The organism is Chromohalobacter marismortui (assembly GCF_004364315.1).
Taxonomy (GTDB): Bacteria; Pseudomonadota; Gammaproteobacteria; order Pseudomonadales; family Halomonadaceae; genus Chromohalobacter; species Chromohalobacter marismortui.
The window spans coordinates 511,532-529,859 of record NZ_SOBR01000003.1; the positions used below are offsets into that span (position 1 = coordinate 511,532).

At 62.9% G+C, this 18,328-nt stretch carries 17 protein-coding genes; 11 read left to right on the plus strand and 6 right to left on the minus strand.

Going from position 1 to position 18,328, the window contains the following annotated elements:
• Positions 1 to 261 precede the first annotated feature (261 nt).
• Positions 262 to 405, plus strand: a complete 144-nt coding sequence (locus C8E00_RS16610; RefSeq protein ID WP_166638284.1) for a hypothetical protein — start codon at positions 262 to 264, stop codon at positions 403 to 405.
• A 72-nt stretch (positions 406 to 477) separates the two neighbouring features.
• Here the strand turns inward: C8E00_RS16610 and trpE are convergent, their stop codons facing one another.
• Complete coding sequence (gene trpE / locus C8E00_RS09080) at positions 478 to 1,965, minus strand: anthranilate synthase component I (RefSeq protein WP_133697237.1); 1,488 nt, start codon at positions 1,963 to 1,965, stop codon at positions 478 to 480.
• Positions 1,966 to 2,193: 228 nt separating this feature from the next.
• Positions 2,194 to 2,865: a phosphoglycolate phosphatase gene (locus tag C8E00_RS09085; RefSeq protein WP_133697117.1), complete on the minus strand. Its 672-nt coding sequence runs from the start codon at positions 2,863 to 2,865 to the stop codon at positions 2,194 to 2,196.
• Positions 2,866 to 3,128: 263 nt separating this feature from the next.
• On the opposite strand from C8E00_RS09085, the gene C8E00_RS09090 reads away from it, so the two are divergent.
• A complete protein-coding gene (locus C8E00_RS09090; RefSeq protein ID WP_133697120.1) occupies positions 3,129 to 4,427 on the plus strand; it encodes an NAD(P)/FAD-dependent oxidoreductase in 1,299 nt (432 codons plus the stop codon).
• A gap of 55 nt (positions 4,428 to 4,482) precedes the next feature.
• Entirely contained in the window at positions 4,483 to 6,135 is a 1,653-nt protein-coding gene (locus tag C8E00_RS09095; RefSeq protein ID WP_133697122.1) for a dihydroxyacetone kinase subunit DhaK, read from the plus strand.
• Positions 6,136 to 6,168: 33 nt separating this feature from the next.
• On the opposite strand, the gene C8E00_RS09100 is transcribed toward C8E00_RS09095, so the two are convergent.
• Positions 6,169 to 6,468: a GIY-YIG nuclease family protein gene (locus C8E00_RS09100; protein WP_133697125.1), complete on the minus strand. Its 300-nt coding sequence runs from the start codon at positions 6,466 to 6,468 to the stop codon at positions 6,169 to 6,171.
• Between the two features lie 12 nt (positions 6,469 to 6,480).
• Entirely contained in the window at positions 6,481 to 7,167 is a 687-nt protein-coding gene (gene rpe, locus C8E00_RS09105; protein WP_133697128.1) for a ribulose-phosphate 3-epimerase, read from the minus strand.
• Between the two features lie 186 nt (positions 7,168 to 7,353).
• Between rpe and ggt the strand changes: the two genes are divergently transcribed.
• From ggt to C8E00_RS09120, 3 genes are all read left to right on the plus strand, one after another.
• The gene (gene ggt, locus C8E00_RS09110) at positions 7,354 to 9,084 is read left to right on the plus strand and encodes a gamma-glutamyltransferase (protein ID WP_133697130.1); all 1,731 of its coding nucleotides are present in this window, start codon (positions 7,354 to 7,356) and stop codon (positions 9,082 to 9,084) included.
• Positions 9,085 to 9,108: 24 nt separating this feature from the next.
• Entirely contained in the window at positions 9,109 to 10,263 is a 1,155-nt protein-coding gene (locus C8E00_RS09115) for an MFS transporter (RefSeq protein ID WP_133697133.1), read from the plus strand.
• A gap of 66 nt (positions 10,264 to 10,329) precedes the next feature.
• Positions 10,330 to 10,935 carry a YajG family lipoprotein gene (locus C8E00_RS09120; RefSeq protein ID WP_133697135.1) on the plus strand — a complete coding sequence of 202 codons (606 nt, stop codon included), beginning with the start codon at positions 10,330 to 10,332 and terminating at the stop codon, positions 10,933 to 10,935.
• Positions 10,936 to 10,959: 24 nt separating this feature from the next.
• On the opposite strand, the gene tmpT is transcribed toward C8E00_RS09120, so the two are convergent.
• Positions 10,960 to 11,601, minus strand: coding sequence for a thiopurine S-methyltransferase (tmpT, locus tag C8E00_RS09125; RefSeq protein WP_133697137.1), 642 nt, complete (start codon positions 11,599 to 11,601; stop codon positions 10,960 to 10,962).
• Between the two features lie 51 nt (positions 11,602 to 11,652).
• The gene (locus C8E00_RS09130) at positions 11,653 to 12,270 is read right to left on the minus strand and encodes a TIGR04211 family SH3 domain-containing protein (RefSeq protein ID WP_133697140.1); all 618 of its coding nucleotides are present in this window, start codon (positions 12,268 to 12,270) and stop codon (positions 11,653 to 11,655) included.
• 505 nt (positions 12,271 to 12,775) lie between these two features.
• Here C8E00_RS09130 and miaB point away from each other — a divergent pair.
• From miaB to lnt, 5 genes are all read left to right on the plus strand, one after another.
• The gene (gene miaB, locus C8E00_RS09135) at positions 12,776 to 14,122 is read left to right on the plus strand and encodes a tRNA (N6-isopentenyl adenosine(37)-C2)-methylthiotransferase MiaB (RefSeq protein WP_133697142.1); all 1,347 of its coding nucleotides are present in this window, start codon (positions 12,776 to 12,778) and stop codon (positions 14,120 to 14,122) included.
• Positions 14,123 to 14,225: 103 nt separating this feature from the next.
• On the plus strand, positions 14,226 to 15,305 hold the full coding sequence (locus C8E00_RS09140; RefSeq protein WP_133697145.1) for a PhoH family protein: 1,080 nt from the start codon (positions 14,226 to 14,228) through the stop codon (positions 15,303 to 15,305).
• Positions 15,302 to 15,763, plus strand: a complete 462-nt coding sequence (gene ybeY / locus C8E00_RS09145) for an rRNA maturation RNase YbeY (RefSeq protein WP_133697147.1) — start codon at positions 15,302 to 15,304, stop codon at positions 15,761 to 15,763. Before C8E00_RS09140 ends, ybeY begins: the two co-directional genes overlap by 4 nt.
• 110 nt (positions 15,764 to 15,873) lie before the next feature.
• Positions 15,874 to 16,767 carry an HlyC/CorC family transporter gene (locus C8E00_RS09150; protein ID WP_133697149.1) on the plus strand — a complete coding sequence of 298 codons (894 nt, stop codon included), beginning with the start codon at positions 15,874 to 15,876 and terminating at the stop codon, positions 16,765 to 16,767.
• Between the two features lie 76 nt (positions 16,768 to 16,843).
• On the plus strand, positions 16,844 to 18,313 hold the full coding sequence (gene lnt, locus C8E00_RS09155) for an apolipoprotein N-acyltransferase (protein ID WP_133697151.1): 1,470 nt from the start codon (positions 16,844 to 16,846) through the stop codon (positions 18,311 to 18,313).
• Positions 18,314 to 18,328 lie beyond the last annotated feature (15 nt).

Consider the following 18,328-nt stretch of genomic DNA (forward strand, 5'->3'; position numbering starts at 1 on the left):
CGATAGACACAAAAATGCCGCCCTGACGGCGGCATTTTGTTCAGTCGCAAGCGTGCCGCCCCTCGCTCAGGAGCGCCACCACTGAATAAAGCTATATGTCGAGTCGATAGTCATGGTCATCATATTGCCGTTTGCAGTGAGGCCATGTCAATCGAGCCGAACATGCCCATGGCCCCACGAACTTGATCTCGCATGGCTTCGACGTCAGACCTATACTCACTACAGTACTGATACACCGTTTTATATCCTTAGGGGGTATCGATGAAACGCATGATAGGCGCCGCCATTGCCAACTGGTTCCGTAAGCCCGAGAACCGCGAGAAGGCAAAGCGAACGGCCAAGCAGATGGCCGACAAGTATCAGAACCGCCGCAAGAAATCGTCCAACGACTCGTCTTCTCGCTAAGCATGCACTTGCACGGCGCTACGTCATCACGCAGCGCCGCCCTTCCCTCATAGGTGCAGCCCTGCGGCCACATCAACCGAGATTGTCGAGGCCCCGCTCGGCCATCGCCACCGCGCGAAACAAAGCACGGCCCTTGTTGAGCGTTTCCTGCCATTCCTGCTCGGGCACCGAGTCGGCGACGATACCCGCGCCCGCCTGCACATGCAGCTGACCATCCTTGATGACCGCCGTGCGAATGGCGATGGCGGTGTCCATGTTGCCGTGCCAGGAGAGATAGCCGACCGCGCCGCCGTAGACGCCGCGCTTGACCGGCTCGAGCTCGTCGAGAATCTGCAAGGCACGGAACTTGGGCGCGCCGGATAGCGTGCCGGCAGGGAAGGTGGCGCGCAGCACGTCGAGTGCCGACATCCCGGGCTTCAGCTTGCCGGTCACGTGGGAGACGATATGCATGACGTGTGAGTAACGTTCGATGGCCATGTTGTCGGTGACCTCGACCGACCCGGTTTCACTGATGCGCCCGATGTCGTTGCGGCCCAGATCGATCAGCATCAAGTGCTCGGCGATCTCCTTGGGATCGGCCAGCAGCTCGTCCTCGAGCGCCTTGTCTTCCGCCTCATTTTGGCCGCGCACCCGCGTGCCGGCGATGGGACGCACGGCCACCTCGCCGTCTTCCAGACGCGTGAGGATTTCCGGCGACGAGCCGACCACGTGATGATCGTCGAGGTTGAAGAAGAACATGTAGGGCGACGGGTTGAGGCTGCGTAGCGCGCGATACAGATCAAGCGGCGCGGCACGATACGGGATCGTCATGCGTTGCGACGGCACGCATTGCATGACATCGCCGGCCAGCACGTACTCCTTGATCTGCTCGACCGCCTCCTTGAAGCCCGCCTCGGTAAACCCGGAGGTAAAGTGCCCTTCCTCCACCGCCGGCCCCCCGGTGCCGGGGCTGACGGTGTTGAGCGTGGCGCTGCGCAGCTTCATTTCCAGCGCTTCGAGACGCTCCAAGGCCCGCGGGTAGGCATCCGTCATGTCGGGATCGGCGTGCGTCCACAACGTCAGATGCCCGGAAAGGTTATCGAACACCACCAACTCATCGCAGACCATCAGCAGGATGTCCGGCACTCCGATGGGGTCGGGCTTTTCCACGCCCCGCAGGCGCGGTTCGATATAGCGGATGGTGTCATGACCGAAATACCCGACCAGGCCGCCATCGAAACGAGGTTGATCGTCGACCTGCGGCACCTTGAAGCGCGCCTGGAACTGCTCGATCCACGCCAGCGGGTCCTCGACCTCGGTCACGCCGAGCACTTCACCATCGGCGATATGACGTACCACCGGGCCGCGTACTTCGATGCGCTCGCGACTCGGCAAGCCGATGATCGAATAGCGCCCCCATTTCTCGCCGCCCTGCACGGACTCGAGCAGAAAAGTCCAGGGTGCATCGGCCAGCTTGAGATAGGTGGACAGTGGCGTGTCGAGATCCGCGAGCACTTCGCGGGTCACGGGGATACGGTTATAGCCGGCCTGCGCCAGCTCGGTGAAGCGTTCGGGGGTCATCATGCCCTGCATTCCTTGGGTGAGAGTCTACGTCGTGACGAATTCGCACTTCCGCATGGGGCCGACACTCGGACGGGCCGGCGAGCATCACCATCGCCAGCGTTTGACCCCGCGCATCAACGCATGAGCGCGACGGAATGAGGGAGCATTCAAAGCCATGAAACGCTATCCGTTATAGCAGATGATTATCAAAGGCTTAGCGCTATGGACGCCAGCCTCGAAAAGACACTAAACGAGTTCCCTCAGCGATTCAACCACGACATCCGGCCCACTCGCGGCCACCGGCTCGCCGTGATTGTACCCGTATGGCACCGCCAATGTACGAAAACCCGCCCGCCGACCGGCCTCCACGTCGTGCCGTGAATCCCCCACCATCAAACACGCGCTCGGTGCGACGTCGAGGTGGGCTGCCAGATGCAACAAGGGCGCTGGATCGGGCTTCCGGGTGGACAATGCATCGCCGCCCAACGTCAGTGAAAAGTAATGCGCCAGGTCCAGACATTCCAGAATAGGCGCGATGAACGCCGTCGGCTTGTTGGTGACCAGCCCCATCCTCATGCCCCGTGCGGCCAGCGCCTCGAGCGCATCGCGCACCCCGGGGTAGACCTGCGTGGCGCGACAGGGAGCGAGGCGATAATGGTGCAAGAAGAGGTCATGCGCCGCATCCAGCTCCCCACCCCGTGCGCCCACGGCTTGCAAGGCTCGCTCGACGAGCTTGCGAGAACCATTGCCGACCCAGTCTCGCACCGCCGCCTCGCCCACCTCGGGCAGCATCATGTCACGCAGCGCACCATCAACCGCCGCGGCCAAATCCGGCACGGAATCGATCAGGGTACCGTCGAGATCGAAGACCACGAGCCGAATGCCCTCGAGGGCGGGATGTGTCGCGCTGGATGGCATGATCGTCTCCTTGAACCTAAAAGCGCCTAGCATAATGCATGTAATATTACGCAAAAACGTCGCGTCATGCGCGCGCCACGGTGTTCCTCTGGTACGCGAACAGCGTTATTCTATACACAGACGTCGCCGACACCAGGCGCCAGCGCCCCTCGTCACGGCGCACGGTTCATCCGCTCGTGCGTCCGTGCCCTTGCCACTCCGCTGCGATGCCCGACCCTGGCGACCTTTTTACGAACCCTTTCAATGCTTCTCCAGGAGTCAGTATGTCCACACCCCGCATCGTGGTGGTCGGTGGCGGCGCCGGCGGCCTCGAACTGGTCACCCGCCTGGGGCGCAAGCTCGGCAAGCGCCAACGCGCCGAGATCGTGCTCGTCGACCGCAATTCGACCCATATCTGGAAACCTCTGCTGCACGAAGTCGCCACGGGTGTGCTCGACTCCAGCCTCGACGAAGTCTCCTATCAAGGCCATTCCAAGGCCCATGGCTATCGCTTCCAGCGCGGCACGCTGAGCAATCTCGATCGTGACAACCGCACCATCACCCTGGCGCCGATCATCGACGACGATGGCGTCGTGATCCTCCCCGCTCGCACGCTCGAGTACGACTACCTGGTCATGGCACTCGGCAGTGTCTCCAACGACTTCGGGACGCCCGGCGTCGCCAAGCATAGCCACTTCATCGACAGCCCCGAGCAGGCCGAGTCCTTTCGCCAGAACATGCTCAACACCTTCCTGCGTTACAGCGACCCCGAACGCCGGACTCATCCCAAACTGAGCGTGGGACTCGTAGGCGCCGGCGCCACCGGGGTCGAGCTCGCCGCGGAGCTGATCGGTGCCTCGAAGATGCTGCACAGCTACGGCTTCACCGCCATGGACAGCGGCAAGCTGGAGATCCATCTGATCGAGGCGGCACCACGCATCCTGCCGGCACTGCCCGAACGCATCAGCCAGGCCGTGCATCAGGAACTGGAAAAACTTGGCGTGCAGATCCACGTCGACACTCGCGTGACCTGTGCCGATGAGCACGGCTTCGTCACTGCCGATGAGACGCGCATCGCCACCGACCTCAACGTCTGGGCCGCGGGCATACGCGCGCCGGCATTCCTGTCCGAACTGGGTCTTGCCACCGAGCGCAACCACCAGCTCAAGGTCAATCAGACACTGCAAAGCCTCGACGACGAGCGCATCTTCGCCTTCGGTGATTGCGCCTCTTGCCCGCAGTCCGATGACACGCGCGTCCCACCGCGCGCACAAGCGGCCCACCAGCAAGCCACCCTGCTGTATCACAACCTGCGTGCGGCCATGGATGACAAGCCACTCAAGCCTTTCGTGTTTCGCGACCGTGGCTCGCTGATCTCGCTGGCGCATTTCGATGCCGTAGGCAGCCTGATGCGAGGTGCTTCGGCGCGCAGCCTATTCATCGAAGGGCGCCTCGCCAAGCTGTTCTATGCCTCTCTTTACCGCATGCATCAGATGGCCATTCATGGCGTGGTCAAAACCGGCATGACCGTCGTCGTCGACGGCCTCAATCGCTACCTGCGGCCACGCATGAAGTTGCACTAATCTGATCGGGCCACCATGATCGAAGCACCGCCTCGCTCGATCATGGAGCCCGTTCATGCAGCACTTTTTCAATGATGCCTCTCGCGTGGTCGACGACGTTCTGCACGCCGTCGGCCATCTCGCCCCTCTGCGCATCGCCGAGCCTGCCAGCGGCGTCCGCATTCTGATTCGCCGCGACTGGGACCGCGACACGCTCGGCCAGCAGCATGTCGCGGTGCTCTCCGGTGGTGGCGCAGGACACGAACCCGCGCACGCCGGCTTCATCGGCGACGGCATGCTGACCGGGGTGATTGCCGGCAGCCTGTTCGCCTCACCCAGCATGGATGCCGTACTCGCCGCCATACGCGAGGTCTGCGGGCCGGCCGGCTGCCTGCTGGTGGTCAAGAACTACACCGGAGACCGCCTCAACTTCGGGCTGGCCGCCGAGCATGCACGGCGCGACGGCCTCAAGGTCGCCATGGTCATCGTCGCCGAGGATGTCGCCCTCCCCGACATGCCCCAGCCACGCGGCCTGGCCGGTACGCTGCTGATTCACAAGATCGCCGGCTATCATGCGCAGCAGCAAGCCACGCTGGAGACTATCCAAGCGCTCGCTCAACACGCATGCGAGCGCATGGCCTCGCTGGGCATGGCACTCACGCCAGCGACCTTGCCGGGGCAAGCACGTCCCGACCGTCACCCGGAACTGGGGCTCGGCATCCACAACGAGCCGGGCGCCCGGCATATCGTGCCGGATAGCGCCCGCGACGCCATACACCACGTCGTCACGCCCCTCGCGACCACTCTCGAGGAACGCGGCCACCGCCACGGCTGGGTCGCCCTACTCAACAACCTGGGGAGCTGTTCGACACAGGAGATGGGCGTGCTGACCGGCAGCTTGATCGACCACCTCGGCCCGGCACGGCTGACACAGCTCATCGGCCCCGCGTCGTTGATGACATCGTTGGACATGCACGGCTTCTCGGTAACGCTGATGGCCGTCGACGATGCCATGCGCACGGCCTTGCAGGCGCCTACCAATGCGCCCGCCTGGCCCGGCGTCCAGAACGTGCGTCCGCCGGACACCTTCACGCCCAACCTCGTCGCCCGAAACAGCGCACTGTACGACAATGCGCCCCAAGCAACGCACGTCAAGGCGGCGCTCGCTCAGGTGCTCAGCGTCTTGCGCGCTGCACGAGACGATCTCGATGGGCTCGATGCCCGGAGCGGCGATGGCGATGCCGGCAGTAGCTTGGTGGAGGGCGCCGATGCCATCGAGCAGGCGTTGCAGGCCGGCCGGCTGGATACCGCTCACCCCGAACGCTTGTTCGCGGGCTTGGGGCAATGCCTGGCCACCGGCATGGGCGGCTCGAGCGGAGTGCTGCTGTCAATCCTGCTTACCGCCACGGCGACTGCCCTCGAGGAGCAGCACGATTTGGTCGACAGCCTGTGGCAAGGGGGGGAACGCATGCAGAGCTATGGCGGTGCCCGGCTCGGCGACCGCACCCTGCTGGATGCCTTGATTCCCGCCCTTCAAGCGCTCCACACAGACGCCACGCTCAGCGAAGCGGCCCAGGCAGCACGTCAGGGTGCCGCGCATACGGCCACCCTCTCCCGCGCTCGAGCCGGACGTGCCGCCTATGTCCCCGACAGCGCCTTGGAAGGCGTCGTCGACCCCGGCGCGGAAGCAGTCGCGCGGGTCTTCGAAACGCTAGCGCGCTGTCTATGACGACGCTCTATGAAGACGAACGATAACGACGCCTCATGATGACGACGCTCCGGCCCCGCGTGCCGCCAACCAGGCACGCTTGGCGGCGGGGCTGAGCTTCTTGAGGGCAGCCTCTTGGCGCAACGCCTCGCCGTGGCCGCCCACGTATTCCGAATGACGCAAGATCAACGGCCCCTTGCCGCGCAAGGCACGTGCGCCGCGCTTGCCATCGCGATGCTCGCGGAAACGCCGCGCCACATCGGTCGTTACCCCGGTATAAAGTGCCCCTGACGCCGTTTCGATCAGGTAGAGATACCAGGCCTGCGCTCGTGCGGCGTGCTCGTCACCGGCCATGACTCACCTGGCTCAACGCTGTTTCAGGGCGTCACGAAAGGCCCGCATGACGCTGTCGTAACGGTGCGGATCCGCCTCGTCACGCGCCTTGAAAATAGCCGACCCGGCGACGAAAGTGTCCGCACCAGCCCGCGCGATCTCCGCGATATTCTCGACCTTGACGCCACCATCGACCTCCAGGCGGATGTCGCGACCGCTGGTATCGATGCGCCGGCGTACCTCGCGCAGCTTGTCGAGCGTGCCGGGGATGAAGGACTGGCCGCCGAAGCCGGGATTGACGCTCATCAGCAGCACCATGTCGAGCTTGTCCATGACGTAGTCGAGGTAGGAAAGCGGCGTGGCAGGATTGAAGACCAGGCCAGCCTTGCAGCCGCCATCGCGGATCAGTTGCAGCGAACGATCGATGTGTTCGCTGGCCTCAGGATGAAAGGTGATGTAGCTCGCGCCCGCCTCGATGAAATCCCCGATCAGGCGATCCACCGGTTTGACCATCAAATGCGCATCGATGGGCGCGGTAATGCCATGGCCACGCAACGCTTTGCATACCATCGGACCGATGGTGAGGTTGGGCACGTAATGATTGTCCATGACATCGAAGTGCACGATATCCGCGCCGGATGCCAACACATCCTCCGTCTCCTGACCGAGACGAGCGAAATCGGCGGACAGGATCGAAGGCGCAATCTTGAAGTCGGGCATAAGCAATAAAGGTGCTTTGAGCTGGAAATTAAGACTTCATTTTAGCGAATGCCGGGCGGAAAAACAGACATGGAGGCGAGCTCGGTGACGGACGCCTTGCATATTCAAGCGACGCCTTCGATAGTAAAAGCCATTGCTCATAAAAAAGCGGCACCCTATGGCCGCCCCACTCACGAGAGGCCTCGCATGTTTCGACTTACCTTGCGCCATGGACGACGTCTGGCACTGTACGCACTGCTCGCGACTCTCCCGCTTGCCGCCAGCGCTCAGCAGGCGATTCTCGAAGGCGAGCGCTTCCACCCTCAGGAAGGCCAACACGGCATGGCGGCCACCAGTCATTACCTGGCCTCGAAGATCGCCCGCGACGTCATGCAAGACGGCGGCAACGCAGTCGATGCGGCGGTCACCGCGGGCTTTGCGCTGGCCGTCACCCAGCCGCGCTCCGGCAACATCGGCGGCGGCGGTTTCATGCTGATTTCCGATGAAAAAAGTGGTGACGTCATCGCCATCGATTATCGCGAAAAGGCACCAGGGGCGGCCTATGAAACGATGTTTCAGAACGAACAAGGCGAGGCGGTCTCCGAGCTTTCGCGCTATACCCACAACGCTTCCGGCGTGCCCGGCACGGTGGCCGGTCTGGCACTCGCCCTCGACGAGTACGGCACGCTAAGCCTGGCCGAGGCCTTGGCCCCGGCCATCGACCTGGCCGAGAATGGCTTTGCGCTGCCGCCGCGCTTCGTCGCAGGTGTCGAGTCGGCTCGGGAGCGACTCGAGAAGTGGCCGGCGACCCGCGCCAAGTTCTTCAAGTCCGATGGCAGCAGCTACCAGGTGGGCGATATCTACCGCCAGCCGGATCTCGCGGCAACGCTCAAGCGCATCGCGGCCCAAGGGCCTCGCGAGTTCTACGAAGGCAAAACCGCTGAGCTCATCGCCGCCGAAATGGAAAAACACGGCGGGCTCATGACCGCCGAGGATCTGGCCGCCTATCAGCCTACGCTTCGTGATCCCGTGCATGGCACCTATCGCGGCTACGACGTCTATGCCATGAGCCCGCCTTCCAGCGGCGGCGCGCATATCGTGCAGATGCTCAACATTCTCGAGGGCTACGATATCGGCGCCATGGGCTTCAACTCGGCACGCACCCTCCACGTCATGGCCGAGGCGATGAAGCGCGCCTATGCCGACCGCGCCGCGTATCTAGGCGATACCGACTTCGTCGATGTGCCACTCGCCGGCCTCACCTCCAAGGCCTATGCCGACGCGCTACGCGAGCAAATCGACCTGGGCCGCGCCACGCCCAGCGATGCCATCGCGGCGGGCGACCCGCTGCCCTATGAGTCCAACGAAACCACGCACTTCTCGATCGCCGACGATAACGGCCTGGCCGTTTCCAATACCTATACCATCAACTTCAGCTACGGTTCGGGGATCGTCGTCGACGGCGCTGGCTTTCTGCTCAACAATGAAATGGACGACTTCTCCGCCAAGCCGGGCACACCCAATGCCTACGGGCTGATCGGCGGCGAGGCCAACAAGATCGAACCCCATAAGCGCATGCTGTCGTCAATGACACCGACCATCGTCAAGAAGGACGGCAAGAACTTTCTGATTACCGGCAGCCCCGGAGGGTCTCGGATCATCACCACGACGCTGCAGGTGGTCATGAACGTCATCGACCACGACATGAACATCCAGACCGCGGTCAGCGTGCCGCGCATCCACCACCAATGGCTACCCGACGAGCTCCGCATCGAGCAGGGAGTGAGCCCAGACACCATCGCACTGCTCGAGGGCATGGGCCATACCGTCAGCCAGCAGGATGCCATGGGCGCGGCGCAATCGGTGGTGATCAAGCACGACCACTTCTACGGCGGCGCCGATCCGCGTCGCTCGACGTCCTCCGCCCTAGGGCTTTGAATGCCAGGCGGAAGGCACAACGGCATGCCCATCGTCTGGATCGCCCTGGCCGAGCTGTTCGGCACCGCCCTGTGGTTTACGCCCAATGCGGTGATCGGCGATCTGGAACGTGAATGGGCGCTGGCTGCCCATGATCTGGGTTGGCTGACCGGCGCCGTGCAGGTCGGCTTTCTCCTGGGTACGTTGATGATCGGCCTGAACGGCCTTGCCGATCGCCGTGATGCCAGCCGACTCTTTGCCGTCTGCTGCCTGCTCGGCGCACTCAGCAATGGCCTGCTGCCCTGGGCCGGCGGCCTATGGCCAGCCGTGGTGCTGCGTCTCATTACCGGCATGGCCCTGGCCGGCATCTACCCCATCGGCATGAAGCTCATGGTCGGCTGGGCGCCACAACGTACCGGTCTCGGGCTGGCATGGCTGGTAGGCATGCTGGTCATCGGAACCGCGACGCCGCATCTTCTGGCCGGGCTATCACTGGAAGGAGACTGGCGCAGCGCCTTGTGGTGCGCCTCATTGCTAGCGCTCATCGCAGGCGCCATGATCTGGCGTCTCGGCGAAGCCCCTCACTTGCGCAAGATGGCCGGCAACACATCACGCTGGGCGGGCCTCGGCGCCTTCCGCATCGAAGAATTTCGGCACGCCGCCAGTGCCTATTTCGGGCACATGTGGGAGCTTTACACGCTGTGGGCGTTGATCCCTCTTCTACTGGCCACGGCACTGCCGACGCTGACCACCACACAACTGGCGCTCGGGAGTTTCATGCTGATCGCCATCGGTGGGCCGGGCTGCTGGTTGGGCGGCTGGTTGAGCCTGCGGCTGGGCAGCCGGCGCATTGCCCAGATTGGATTGAGCGGCTCGGCCGCCTGCTGCCTGCTATACCCTTGGCTCGATGACATACCAGGGCGCTGGACCGCACTCTTGCTAGCGCTCTGGAGCCTGCTCGCCGTCATCGACTCACCGCATTTCTCGGCGCTCTCGGCACGCGCCTGCCCGGCATCGCTGGTCGGCAGCGCCCTGACGTTGCAGAACGCCATCGGCTATGCGATATCGGCGGCCTCCCTGGCCTTCCTGTTGCCCGCCTGGTCGACGCTTGGGTCCTGGGTTGCCTGGCTGATGCTACCGGGACCGCTCGTCGGCTTGTGGGTACTGCGGTCACGCCAAAAGGGCTTCGCGCACTCTTGAGCTGCCGCTATACTCGCAGCCAAGCATTAACCACTTTTTCTTCCGATTTCAGGACACACGATACGTATGCGCTGGCTCATTCCCGTCAGAACACGTTCCGCGTTCGTCGCGCTACTCATGGCGCCACTGCTCATGGCCGGCTGCGCCCAGAGCCCCCAGATTCTTCAGGTCAAACCCGATATCGGCACGGACCTTCCGCATACAGGAAACGGGCAGGAGATTGCCCTCAGCGTGGTCGATGGACGGCGCAGCGATGTGCTGGGCACACGCTCTGGCGAGCCCGCATCGACATCGACGATCCGCGTCCCGGCACATGACGTCATTCCCAAGCTACACACACAAGCGCACCAAGCATTACGCCGCATGGGCTTCTCGCCCGTCGCAGGCGAACACGGCAAAACGACGCTGACATTGACGCTCGCCGATCTCAGCTATGCGCCCGCCGAGGCCGATGCACCGCTACTCGATGCCGCTCAGCTACAAGCCGTGCTGCGTGCCCGGGTCGTCAACGACAGCGGCACATACACCGGCACCTATACCGCCAAACGCAAGCAGAGCTTCGCCATCACGCCCGACTGGGACACCAACAACCGCATGGTCAGCGACTTGCTGAGCAACGCCTTGCAGCGCGCCTTCAATGACCCCGAACTCTCCCGCCAACTCAAGAAATGATACGCCAAGCTCCGTGACAGGCGCTCAAGCCTGTCGCGGCCCGCGGCGTAGCAGCGACCACACGCTTTCCTGCTTGCCGCTATCATCCGGTGGCCGCTTTTCCAGGTGCGTCAGTTCGAAATTCGCCGCAAATAGGCGTTCGACCTCGTCATCGGTCACCGTGTACGGAGGGCCGCCCTCGGACGAGTGCGTATCTACCAGGCTGATCAACAAGCCTCGCGCACCGGGCAACAATGACTGCGCCAGATGAAAGGCATAGCGTTGCCGCGTGGCCTCGGGCAAGGCGATCAACGCCGCGCGATCATAGAAGGCGGATAGCTCCTCGATCTGCGCCGTATGAAAATGGAAGAAATCGCCGCACCAAAGCTCGATGCTGCCCTGACGACAGCAGGTAAAGGCGCCTTGCGTATAGCGCGATATCGGCGCCTCACCCTCGGCCATGAACTGCTCGATGGCCAACGACGAGAGCTCCAGCCCCAGGACCGGGTGTCCCTGCTCGGCCAGCCAGCGCATATCCAGGCTCTTGCCGCACAGGGGCACCAATACCTTGCCACCGGGCGGCGCCCCGAGTGACGGCCAGTGGCGTATCAAGGCGTCGTGCGGCGCCGAGCGGTGGAACCCAATCCTGCCTTCCTGCCAGCGCGCCAGCCACGCATCCGTCGCCATACGTCGTTAAGCCTCTCTATCGACCATCGTTCTCACTTTTGTGGTACGCCATCAAAACCAACCACTGCGGCGTTTACGCCGACGCGGCAAGTGCGGCACGATCAGACCGACCAGCAGACCGGCGCCGGCCACGCCGGCGCCATACATGAAATAACGCATCAACAGGTCCTGCTCCTGTGTATCGAGACGTGCCTTGAGGCTGCGCATGGTTGCCTGAGCATCGCTGTAAGCGGTATTCAGCTCGGCATTGCGCGCTTCCAGGCTCTCGATGCGTTGCGCCCGATCATTGAGCGTGGCCTTCATGTCATCGACACGTTGTTCCCACTCTTCATTGATACCGTCGAGCTTCGAGGTCAATTCCTGCACACGCGTTTGCAATTCGGGCAAGCGCGAGCTGGCACTCGGCGAGTCCTGCAGATAACGGCTGGGAATCCAGACGACATCGCCCTCCTCACTGCGAACACGGCTGAAATCATTCTGTTGGCCAAGCAGCGTCACGGGGTCACCGCTCTCGAGCGTACCGACGATACGATAGCCCTCGGTGGGGCCGCTGCGCACATAGGTCGGCAGATTGTCCGAGACCCAGTACTGCCCGTCGTCTTGGGCATGGGCATCAAAAGCGCAGGCCCCGAGGACCAAGCACAGCATCAGAGGTTTGATTCTAGACATAACGTGGCTTCTTCATGAATGACGAACGGCTCACGATGCGCACTGCTCCACGCGTTGCATCACCCAGCCGAAGGGACGTCCTGTCTCGCTTCGGCGAGCGACCATCCACACATTCTGTGGATAAGTCTTGGGAAAACCGGACCATGACCGCGGCGAGACCGCCGCAATGTCTGTCATAGCGACAAATCGTGTAATTTTTAATCACCCCTATTGCGGGCGACCAACCCAGCGGGAACGCCACGTTCACCCGTTGCGGACTCGCCCGGGATGCCCGTAACGTACCGCTTCAGCGAGGCGTCTCTCACGCTGGGAACGCTAGCGTATCATAGCCTTGGCGTCATCGCGGACGATTCGATGCAGGCACAAGACTGGCCCACGATGTCGTCAATCCGTATAATATGCCATCTCATCCAGGATTAGTGGCTGGGCCACGTTTCAGGCCACGCCTATACTCACTCCCAATCACGGACATATGTCGGGCGTTCGACGCACCGACCGAATCGGTATGGCGAAGAAACTCTTCATCAAGACCCACGGCTGCCAGATGAACGAGTACGATTCCGCACGCATGGCGGATCTACTCGGCGAATCGCATGCACTCGAGCTGACCGACGACGAGCGCGAGGCTGACGTCATCCTGCTCAATACCTGCTCGATCCGTGAGAAGGCTCAAGAGAAAGTCTTCCACCAGCTCGGGCGCTGGAAGAAGCTCAAGGCCGCCAACCCCGACCTCGTGATCGGCGTGGGCGGCTGCGTGGCCAGCCAGGAAGGCGACAATATCCAAAAGCGTGCACCGCATGTCGACATGGTCTTCGGCCCACAGACCATGCACCGCCTGCCGTCCATGCTCGACTCGCGCCAAGGCGCGGAGACTATCTCCATGGTCGATGTCACCTTCCCCGAGATCGAGAAGTTCGATCACCTGCCCAAGCCCACGGCGGACGGCGCCACCGCCTTCGTCTCGATCATGGAAGGCTGTTCGAAGTACTGCACCTTCTGCGTGGTGCCCTATACCCGTGGCGAAGAGGTTTCGCGGCCCTTCGAACCGGTGATGGAGGAAGTCATCCACCTCGCCGATCAGGGCGTGCGCGAGATCAACCTGCTGGGCCAGAACGTCAACGCCTACCGCGGCGAAAATCAATTGGGCGATGAAATCGACCTCGCCGAGTTGATCGGCTGCGTCGCCGCCGTGGAAGGCATCGACCGCATTCGCTTCACCACCTCGCATCCCGTGGAGTTCTCCGACAGTCTGATCGAGGCCTACGGCGAGATTCCCGAGCTGGTCAGCCACTTGCACCTGCCCGTGCAGGCCGGCTCGGACCGCGTCCTGGCGGCCATGAAGCGCGGGCACACCGTCGAGGAATACGTCGACAAGCTGGAGCGTATCCGCGCGCTGCGTCCGGACATCAGCTTCTCCTCGGATTTCATCATCGGCTTCCCCGGCGAGACCGAAGAAGACTTCATGGACACCATGAACCTCATCCAGCGCATCGGATACGACGCCTCGTTCAGCTTCGTCTATTCGCCGCGACCGGGGACCCCAGCGGCGAATCTTGAAGACGAGACGCCGGAGGCGACCAAGAAACAGCGCCTGGCGATTCTCCAGGAGCGCCTCAACCAGCAGACCATGCAGATTTCACGACGCATGGTCGGCAACACCGAGCGCATCCTGGTCACCGGCTTCTCGCCCAAGGATCCCGGCCAGCTCTCCGGTCGTACCGAGAACAACCGTGTCGTCAACTTCCGCGCGCCCAACCCGACCGAACTCATCGGTTACTTCGTCGATGTCGAGATCACCGAGGCACTGCCCAATTCCTTGCGTGGCGATCTGGCGTCACCCGCGCGTTACTGAGACGCCCTTCACCCCGCGGTGAAACCTTGCGCAAGATCATTGCCCCGGCGTTGCCCGGGGCGCTAAGCTGAATTCACATTTCCAACCCATGGATCACCTCGAGTTGAGCCAGAACACTTCGCAGGCACATCGCATTCTCACCCTGACGCTCGAACCCAACGACCCCATGCGCCTGGCGAGCCTATGCGGGCAGCAGGACGAACATCTCAAGCTCGTCGAGTCGCGCCTGGGTGTGACGCTGCGCAATCGCGGCAACACCTTTCAACTCGCGGGGCCGGGACCAAGCGTCAAGGCCGCGGCTAACGTCGTCGAACATCTCTACCGTGAGACGGAAGCCAGCGAGCTGACGCCCGACACCGTGCACCTGTTCCTGCAGGAATCCGGCCTCGAAGCGCTGGAAGAGGAAGAGGAAACCATCGACGAAGGCGGTGTCCTGCTGAGAACGCCACGCGCCCTGATCAAGCCGCGCGGCCACAATCAGCAGACCTATGTCAGCAGCATTCGCGATCACGACATCAACTTCGGGATCGGACCGGCGGGAACCGGCAAGACCTACCTGGCGGTCGCGGCGGCGGTCGAGGCGCTCAACCAGCAGCAGGTACGGCGCATCCTGCTGGTCCGCCCGGCGGTGGAAGCCGGCGAGCGGCTGGGGTTCTTGCCGGGCGACCTGGCGCAGAAGATCGATCCTTACCTGCGCCCGCTCTATGATGCCCTCTACGAGATGCTGGGCTTCGAGCAGGTCGGCAAGCTGATCGAGCGCCAGGTGATCGAAGTCGCACCCCTGGCCTACATGCGCGGGCGCACGCTCAACAATGCCTTCATCATTCTCGACGAGAGCCAGAACACCACGCGCGAGCAAATGAAGATGTTCCTGACGCGCATCGGCTTCGGCTCCACCGCCGTGATTACCGGCGACATCACCCAGGTCGACCTGCCGCGCGGCAATCAATCGGGACTGATTCAGGTCCTCGACGTACTCAAGGACACCCCGGGGATCGGCGTCACCCACTTCGTGGCCAAGGACGTGGTCCGCCACCCGCTGGTGCAGCGCATCATCGAAGCCTACGATGCCTTCGAGAGCGCCGAGGAAGAGCAGGAACGCACCCGCCGCGAACGGCGTGCACAAGCCAAGCGCGAGAAAGACGACGCGCACCGCGACAACGACGAGCCGGCAGACGCATGACCCTCGACATCGATCGCCAGGTTGCCACCGACACCTCGACCGAACTGCCCACCCAGACCGATCTCGACACCTGGGTGAGCGCCGTTTTCGCGCGTCATGCCGATGAAACGCGCACGGAAATGACCGTGCGCTTCGTTACTCCCGAAGAGAGCCAGACACTCAATCGTGACTATCGCGGCAAGGACAAGCCCACCAACGTGCTGTCCTTTCCCTTCGAAGCGCCCCCCGGCATCCCCATGACGCTGCTTGGCGATCTGGCGATCTGCCACGCCGTGGTCGCGGACGAAGCCGCCGAGCAGGGCAAGCCGCTCGCGCACCACTACGCCCATATGGTGATCCACGGCACCTTGCATTTGCTCGGCTACGATCATATAGATGATCGGGACGCCGAAGAGATGGAAGCCCTGGAGCGGGAATTACTGGCCGATTTAGCCATCGGTGATCCCTATGCCGAGTGAGCCGCCGCCCACCGGGACAGCCCCCGGCTTCCTGCGCAACGCGACCGCCGGCCGCATCGGCATCTTATTACCCCAGCGTGATCGTCCATGAGGAACGAGAGACCCATCGCATGAGCGAAGACCGATCGAGCAGCCAGGGTGGCAAGTCCTGGCTGGATAAACTGTTGAGCGCTTTCTCCAACGACGCCGACGAGCCCAGCTCGCGAGACGAACTCCTCACCTTCCTGCGCGAGGCCGGCACACGCCTGCGGCTCGACCAGGATGCGCTGACCATCATCGAAGGCGCATTCCAGATCAGCGATCAGCAAACCCGTGAGGTGATGATCCCGCGCTCCCAGGTCACCGCCCTGCATGTCGATCAACGCCCCGAGGACTGCCTGCCGATCATCCTCGAAACCGCTCACTCGCGCTATCCGATCATCGACGAAAACCTCGATGAGGTACTGGGCATCGTGCTGGTCAAGGATCTGTTGCCGCTACTCAAGCTCAGTGACGCCGAACGCCAGTGCTTCCAGCTGCGCGACATCCTGCGTCCGGCGATGTTCATTCCCGAGTCGAAGCGCCTCAACAGCCTGCTCAAGGAATTTCGTGACACCCACAACCACATGGCGGTGGTGGTCGACGAATACGGTGGCACGGCGGGCATCGTGACCATCGAAGACATCCTCGAACAGATCGTCGGCGACATCGAGGATGAACACGACACCGATGAAGAGGACGACATCCGTGATCTGGGCGACGGCACCTATGCGATTCGCGCCTTGACGCCCATCGAGGATTTCAACGAACGCTTCGACACGACCTTCCCCGACGAGGAATTCGATACCGTGGGCGGTCTCGTCATGCAACGTTTCGGACATCTCCCGCGTCGCAACGAATACGCCGACTTGGGTGCCTGGCGCTTCACCGTGCTCAATGCCGACAATCGCCGCATTCGCCTACTACAAGTGTCGCCCTGTCCCGAGGAAGCTGCCGACGAGTGCGAGAACAGCGACAGGCAGTGAACCGGGCCGGCGAATGTGCCGCATGGCTCACAGCGCCACGCTCTGTTATAAGGGCACCTTCGACAAGGAGTGCCTCATGCTGTCTTCTCGCACCTATCGTCCCTGGATGGGATATCTCGTCGCGCTCGCCGCCGGCGCCCTCACGACGCTCACCTTTGCTCCCTTCGAGTGGTGGTGGCTCGGCCCCTTCGCCATCGCCATGGTCTTCTACGGCCTGCATGATCTGACACCCGGCCAAGCAGCATTGCGTGGCTGGAGCTATGGCGTGGGCTTGTTCGGTACCGGCACGTCGTGGATCTATGTCTCGATTCATGACTATGGCTACACGGGGATTCCACTAGCGGTCTTCCTCACCGCCCTGTTCGTCGCCACCCTGGCGTTGTTCTATGCCGTGATATTCGGCGTCTACCGGCGCTTTACCTCACCCCGCTGGGCCGTGCTCACCTTCGCGGGCGCCTGGGTCCTCGGTGAAGCACTGCGTACCTGGGCATTCACGGGCTTTCCCTGGCTATTGCTGGGCAGCGCTCATGTCGAATCGCCTCTGGCCCCTTGGGCGCCCATCGGCGGTGTCTATCTGCTATCGCTGATCGTTGCCCTCAGTGGCACCTTGCTGGTCGCACTAATGAAACGCCGCCTGTGGGCACTGGTGCCGCTTGTCGCGATGTGGTGCCTGCCGCTGGTATTGCCCACCCAGTGGACGTCTCCGCAAGGCGATCCCAAGCGCGTCGCCCTGCTCCAAGGCAACCTCCCCCAGCTTTCGAAATGGAGCCCCGAAGGTCAGCGCGCCGCCGCCAATACCTACAGCGCGCTCACCCGCGCTCAGCCTGAGAATACGGATCTGATCGTGTGGCCGGAAACCGCGCTGCCGATGTTCGCGGCCCAGGCACGCCCCGTGCTGGCGCGCGTACAGGCAACGCTACCGCCGGACACGGCCTTGCTGACCGGTATCGTGCAGCGCGACGCCGAGGGGAATTACTACAACGCGGTGATCGGGATGGGCAACAGCCAAGGCAGCTATCGCAAGGAGCACCTGGTACCGTTCGGCGAATACCTGCCGCTCGAGGGCTTGCTGCGCGGTATCATCGCCTTCTTCGACCTGCCCATGTCGAGCTTCACTGCCGGCGCCGCCGACCAGACACCGATTCGTGCCGCCGGCATGCGGTTAGGCATCGCGATCTGCTACGAAATCATCTACCCAGACCTGGTCGCCCAGCGCGCACGCGACGCCGGGGTGTTGCTGACCGTCTCCAACGACACCTGGTTCGGGGACTCCATCGGCCCGATCCAGCACTTGCAAATGGCCCAGTTGCGCGCTCTGGAGAACGGCCGTTACGTACTCCGCGCCACCAGCAACGGCGTCACCGCCATCATCGATGCCCAGGGTCATATCACCCAGCGTGCGCCGCGCTTCGCGACCACCAGCATCAACGGCGTGGTCCAGCCCATGCAGGGGATGACCCTGTTCACGCGCACCGGCAGTTGGCCGACGTGGGGACTCGCCCTGTTGCTGCTCGTTCCGGGGCTACGCTGGCGGCGTCGCGGATAGCATAGGGTGATGACA